Below are 6,355 nucleotides of genomic sequence, written 5' to 3' on the forward strand. Positions count from 1 at the left end.
CAAAACCCTTTTGAACACAAATTCCCGTAGATTAAATTTCCCCCAACAGTTAACAAAACAGTAATTTACCTAACACGGGAATGACTTTTTTATATGAACAACACATTTAAATTAGCAATCATTGGCAGCGGACGTTGGGGGATGAACCATATTCGCACAGCCAGCCGCCTTTTCGGCGAATCGTTGAAAACCGTTTGTGATGTCGATCCGGATCGTGCTGCAAAAGTGCGCGATGCCGCGCCAAAAGCAGCATTTGTGAACGATCCGCGCAGGATTCTCGAAGATCCTGAAATTACCGCCGTCATTATCAGCACGCCGGCAGAAACCCATTTTACGTTAGCCAAATCGGTGCTGGAAAGCGGCAAACATGCGTTGGTCGAAAAACCGATGGCGCTCTTTTCCCGCCAGGCCAAAGAGCTGGATGAACTGGCGCAGAAAAACAATCGCGTACTGATGGTCGGGCATTTATTATTGTTCCATCCGGCGATTCGTAAAATCAAGGAATTGATCAACGATGGCACGCTCGGCAAACTGCAATACATTTATAGCAACCGGCTCAATCTGGGAACTGTTCGCAAGGAAGAGAACATTTTATGGTCATTTGCGCCGCATGATATTTCCGTGCTGCAATATTTTATCGGTGATGATCCGGTAGCCGTCGACGCCAAAGGCGGCGTTTTTCTGCAGCCCGGTATTCACGATGTTACCTTGACCACATTGACCTATCCCAATAATATTCAGGCACATATCCATGTCAGTTGGCTGCATCCCTTTAAAGAGCATCGCCTGGTAGTGATCGGCGATCGCAGCATGGTTGTGTTCGAGGATTCCCGCCAATCGGACAAACTGGTGCTTTATCCGAAAGGCATCGATTGGGTGAACGGCGAGCCGGTCAAGCGCGATGAAGATTTTCAGGTGATTGACTACGAAGCGCCGATGCCGCTGGATCTGGAGCAACTGCACTTCCGTGATTGCGTTGTCAACGGTGAACAGCCGCTAACCGACGGAAAAAATGCCGTTTCTGTGCTGGAAATTCTCGAAAAAGCCCAGAACGGATTGGAGAAGCATGGCGCACCTGCGACCGCAAAACAGCCGGAAGCTGCAAAGCCTGCCGAAAAACTGCCTTACTTTGTGCACGATACCGCAATGGTAGACAAAGGCTGCGAAATAGGGGAGGGCACAAAAATATGGCATTACAGCCATGTGCAAAGCGGCAGCAAACTTGGTAAAAAATGTGTTCTCGGACAGAATGTCAACGTTGGGAACAACGTAACCATCGGTAATTTTGTGAAAATCCAGAACAATGTTTCTGTGTACGAAGGTGTGGAACTGGAAGACTATGTGTTCTGCGGACCCTCGATGGTGTTCACGAACGTACTCAATCCCCGCTGCGAATTTCCCCAGCGCGGCAGTGAGTTTTACCACAAAACTGTGGTAAAATACGGCGCGTCCATCGGCGCGAACGCAACCATTGTTTGCGGAACAACGCTCGGTAAATTTGCTTTTATCGGTGCCGGTGCGGTGGTTACCAAAGATGTTCCGGAATATGCCCTGATGGTCGGCAATCCCGCCAAACAAATTGGCTGGATGTGTCGCTGCGGCACTCGTCTGAATCTTATTCACGATCATGCCAAATGCAGTAATTGCAACCGGGAGTATAAAGAAGCGTCGGGTAAAATCACCAATTTGACGGACAAGGATTAACAGTTTTCACTAACCGCACGGGTGTGATCGTGTTGCGTCCGTGCGGTTGACGCTCCGTATGGCTTAATCTCGAATTACCATTGAATTTATCAAATTGTAAACAAATAAATGAGCAAATTACACCCCATCCAGATTGAGATTTACAAAAAAATGACCCCTGAGCAGAAGCTTCGTATTGCCGGGCAAATGAATCTGGATGCCAGGAAACTAAAAGCCGCCTGGTTGCGAAAGATTCATCCGGACTGGAGTGAAGCAGACATCCAGGCTGAAGTCAAGAAAATTTTCATGTATGCACACACTTGAATTGTTCAACATTTTTCTTAAACCGCTCAATGCTGCAAAACTGCAATACATGATAACCGGCGCAGCCGCTGCAATCATTTATGGCGAACCGCGAATGACGCATGATCTCGATTTGGTCCTGAACCTTAACCAGTCAATAATTCCAAAATTTATACAACTGTTTTCCGATGACGAATTCTACGTACCACCGGTTGAAGTGCTAAAAGTTGAGTCTGGACGTAAACAACGCGGACATTTTAATGTGATCCACATGGATACCGGACTCCGGGCAGATGTGTATCTGTTAGGCGAAGATTCATTTCATCAGTGGGCAATGCAACATCGGCAAACTGTTGAACTCGATGGAGAAACCATCTGGCTTGCACCGATTGAATATGTTATTATTCGTAAACTCGAATACTATCGCGAAGGCAATAGCCAGAAACACCTCGAAGATATCCGGAATATGCTAACCGTGTCGCAAGACAATATCGATAGCAACATTTTGAACGAATTTATTTCCAACCGCAAGCTAAATAGCGAGTGGGAAACCGTTTCCGCAAATAAATGAACAAATAACAACTGGTTAACAGAATAACCGCGAATTATTCGTTGAAAGTATATAAGTTAAATGAGCACCGTGAGAAAATTGAGAAATAGATTAGCTTATTATCAGAATCAACCTGTTATTTAATGGTGTGAGCCAGGTGAACACAGGACCTCACCCCAACCCCTCTCCTCAAAGGAGAGGGAGCAAGATTCGCAAATGTAAAAAATGTAAGGATTACTTCCCCTCTCCTTCAGGAGAGGGGACCGAGGGGGTGGTCGAATTTGTCTGCAATAAGAACACACTCGATTTCCGGTAAGATTTCCCGGCTCAATACACGGTTCAATAAGTTAAATGAGCACGGAGACCCCTGCATGCGCAGGGGTGACAACAGTGTACAATAATAAATGTCTTGTCATTCCTGCGTATGCGCCAAAGGCGCTCCTTCGGAGCAGGAATCTTCTGATGAAACAGTAAATTTTTTAACTGTTTATATTCGGCCAGTAAGAAGTATTTCATCTTTCACCTTTTCAACTTCCTCAAACCAGTGATTTATTTATCCATTGATTCATTCAATACCGTTCGTGTAAATTATCTGCGTACCGTATTCAGCAACACAAAAATACGGTAACACGATAACACAACATCACAACAACACTGGTATATTGATATGACAACTGCACTAAAAAACATTCAGTTTATCGATCTTGCCGCGCAGCAGGCGCGGATTCGTGAAAACCTCGACCGGCGGATTGCCGCTGTTCTGGATCACGGCAAATACATCATGGGACCGGAAATCAAAGAGCTGGAAAGCAAGCTGGCTGATTATGTTGGCGTACAGCATTGCATCAGCTGCGGCAACGGCACCGATGCCCTGCTGATGGGACTGATGGCCAATGAAGTCGGTCCCGGGGATGCGATTTTCACTACGCCCTTTACCTTTATCGCCACTGCCGAAGTGATTGCCCTGCTCGGTGCCCGCCCGGTATTTGTGGATATCGATCCGGTAACCTACAATATCGATCCCAAAGCATTGGCAGCAGCTATTGAATGCTATGCATCGCCCCAAAGTGAGTTTAAACCCAAAGGCATCATCCCGGTGGACCTTTTCGGGCAGCCGGCCGATTACGATGAAATTAACGCGATTGCCAGACAATACGGAATGGCAGTCTGGCAGGATGCCGCGCAGTCTTTTGGCGCAACTTATAAAGGCAGCAAAACCTGCAGTCATGGCGATGTTGCCGGCACATCCTTCTTCCCGGCAAAACCGCTCGGTTGTTATGGGGACGGCGGCGCCATTTTTACCAATGACGACAGCATTGCTGAAAAACTCCGTTCCATCCGGGTTCACGGGCAGGGCGGACATAAATATGACAACGTTCGCATCGGTATCAACGGACGGATGGATACCATGCAGGCAGCCGTTGTGCTGGAAAAACTGACCATCTTTGATGAAGAAATTGAGTTGCGCGATGCGGTTGCCGAACGATACAACAAGGCGCTCGCCGGAAAATATGTTGTGCCGCAGGTAAAAGACGATCGCACCAGCGTATGGGCGCAATACTCCATCCTCAGCGATAACCGCGAAGCGGACATGGCAATGCTCAAAGAGAACGGCGTGCCCACGGCAGTGTATTATCCAAAACCGCTGCATTTGCAGGATGCCTTTGCCGGTCTCGGTTACAAACTCGGTGACTTCCCCGTAACCGAATCGGTTATGACCCGCATCTTCAGCCTGCCCATGCATCCCTATCTGGATGCCGATACGCAGGATTACATCATCGAAGTACTCATGAAATAAGCTGTTCGTAGGGGCACGGCGACTTGTCCTGAGCCTGTCGAAGGTGCCGTGCCCTCTTTAACAAAGTTGGGGACTATCTACCAAGGAGCAAGCACAATCGTTCCGCTGTTTCAAATAAACAATTACCCATGAAACTCGAAACCATAAAATCGACACTCACCGGATTACTCAAAGACCAGGCATATTTTGCCATTTTGTTTGGTTCAGTGGTAACACCCTATTTCCGGATGATAGCGATATTGATCTGGCTGTTTTCTGAAAGAACCGCCGGAAAACATTGATATAAAATCGCCTTTATGAACAATTTGAGGCATTTTACCACGCAAAGTCGATATTGTTATCCTGAACAGCAGCGATATTATTATTACCATGCAGGTGCTGCAAACTGGGGAACTTTGTTCAATATTGATCCTGAACGATATTATAGTTTCGTGGTTCAAAACTTGCCGAGTATCCTGATTTTAAACGGAGCGGAAAGTAATCGAAGATCAACTAATGAAGGTTGAATAAATGGTTGCAACAGATGTTGTTTTATCAAACTTCAATCATTAACAATTGTCTGAATACTATTGAAACTGTAACCGAAATCAGGCAATAAGCTGGATGAAATGTTGATTCAGGATGTCTTTGTGTTGAACCTTCAACGGGCTGTCCAGGCATGTATTGATATCGCTAATACATTATAGCACAAAGGGATGGCGGCTTCCGGCAACCTATCGGAATCTTTAATACCCTGCATGAAAACAAGGTCATCAACAAGCAATTATCTTCGCAGATGATCAAAATGGTGGGATTCAGAAATATCGTATAGACTACCAGACGCTGATATGTTAGCTAGGAATTTTGGAACACAATCTGGATGATTTTAAAACTTTCGGAAAGCAATTGTCAATTTCCTTATATAGAATAAAAGCCATCAATCAACGGCTATTTATAAACAATATTGATCGTTGATTAAATATAGACCATGGTCAAAATTGAATACTACGACACTAATTGCTAATTGATCCCGCCCAACAGCCATTGACAAAACAAAACGATAGGGAACAATCACACCGACGCAACTGTTCCCCGAATGACACATTAACCGGCAACAACATCCTCGATAACCGTATCATTGACAGAAACCGTTTCATTTTCCGGACCGGCGCTGCGCCGGCTGTTCCGCCGCAAAATGCGCTGGTCGAAAAAGTCCGTCACCCGCTGCGGCTCGCCGATCGAATCAATCGCCAGGCTCAGCAGGTTTTTGGTCAACTGGTTGGTGAGGGCTTCCCGGTTGCCCCGGGTGGTTTGCTTCAGGTCCGATACCTTGCCGGACTTTTGCAACTGTTGTTCCCGTGCCGTAACAAACGCGTTTTGGAGCTGGGTAAACAGGTCAACAAACGCCTGTCCCAGCACATCCTTGTATTTATCCGACAGGTTCACGATGCGGGCCATCAGGTTCTCCGCATTGGCCAATGTGCAGCGGGTATATTCTGCCACGCCGCGCGGGAAAAATTCCCGGTATTCCGGCGATTGTTTGCCCCAGGTGCCCCGGATGATCCCTTCCTTCTGGCGGATCGCTTTGACAAAATTGGTTTTATTCACATCCTTGGTTAATGTCATGGCCTGCTTTTCGGTCAGGCGCACATCTTCGGTCTGGATCGCGTTAAAATACGCATCGTAAAACGTCTTGGTGGGTTCAATCAGCGGATCATACCGGCCGTCCGTGTTATTGGCTATCATCCGCTGGATGTGATCTGCCGTAAAGCTTCGCAGCCGGTCGTCACTAATGATCCTGGCGTCAAACTGATTTTCAAAAAATCTGCTCAGGTCTATCATATGCGTCTCTCCTTAGTTTGAATAGATACTATTGAATGAATTATCGATGTTTAAGAGATCGGACGCGAACAGAAAACTTTAGAAAAAAAATGTTTTTTCTTAAATTTCCCCCTTCGAAGGGGGACACAGGGGGATGTTTCTCAGGGTGATAAAAAGAAGATGTCTTTCACTTAATTGCTAATTGCTAATTGACAAAACAA

The 6,355-nt window shown here is 46.4% G+C and carries 6 protein-coding genes; 5 read left to right on the top strand and 1 reads right to left on the bottom strand.

All coding sequences use genetic code 11. The features are described from left to right. The first annotated feature begins 93 nt into the window (after positions 1-93). The 5 genes from H6629_22830 (at position 94) to H6629_22850 (ending at position 4,615) form a co-directional block, all read left to right on the top strand. Positions 94-1,704, top strand: a complete 1,611-nt coding sequence (locus H6629_22830) for a Gfo/Idh/MocA family oxidoreductase (GenBank protein MCB9070621.1) — start codon at positions 94-96, stop codon at positions 1,702-1,704. 108 nt (positions 1,705-1,812) lie between these two features. After that, positions 1,813-2,007, top strand: coding sequence for a hypothetical protein (locus tag H6629_22835; protein MCB9070622.1), 195 nt, complete (start codon positions 1,813-1,815; stop codon positions 2,005-2,007). Next, on the top strand, positions 1,994-2,557 hold the full coding sequence (locus tag H6629_22840) for a hypothetical protein (protein MCB9070623.1): 564 nt from the start codon (positions 1,994-1,996) through the stop codon (positions 2,555-2,557). The genes H6629_22835 and H6629_22840 overlap by 14 nt, the downstream gene beginning before the upstream one ends. Before the next feature lie 667 nt (positions 2,558-3,224). Further along, on the top strand, positions 3,225-4,334 hold the full coding sequence (locus H6629_22845; GenBank protein MCB9070624.1) for a DegT/DnrJ/EryC1/StrS family aminotransferase: 1,110 nt from the start codon (positions 3,225-3,227) through the stop codon (positions 4,332-4,334). Positions 4,335-4,462: 128 nt separating this feature from the next. Further along, the gene (locus tag H6629_22850) at positions 4,463-4,615 is read left to right on the top strand and encodes a hypothetical protein (protein MCB9070625.1); all 153 of its coding nucleotides are present in this window, start codon (positions 4,463-4,465) and stop codon (positions 4,613-4,615) included. A gap of 802 nt (positions 4,616-5,417) precedes the next feature. On the opposite strand, the gene H6629_22855 is transcribed toward H6629_22850, so the two are convergent. Then, on the bottom strand, positions 5,418-6,155 hold the full coding sequence (locus H6629_22855) for a hypothetical protein (protein MCB9070626.1): 738 nt from the start codon (positions 6,153-6,155) through the stop codon (positions 5,418-5,420). Between the last annotated feature and the right edge of the window lie 200 nt (positions 6,156-6,355).

This window comes from Calditrichia bacterium (assembly GCA_020634975.1).
Classification (GTDB): domain Bacteria; phylum Calditrichota; class Calditrichia; order RBG-13-44-9; family J075; genus JACKAQ01.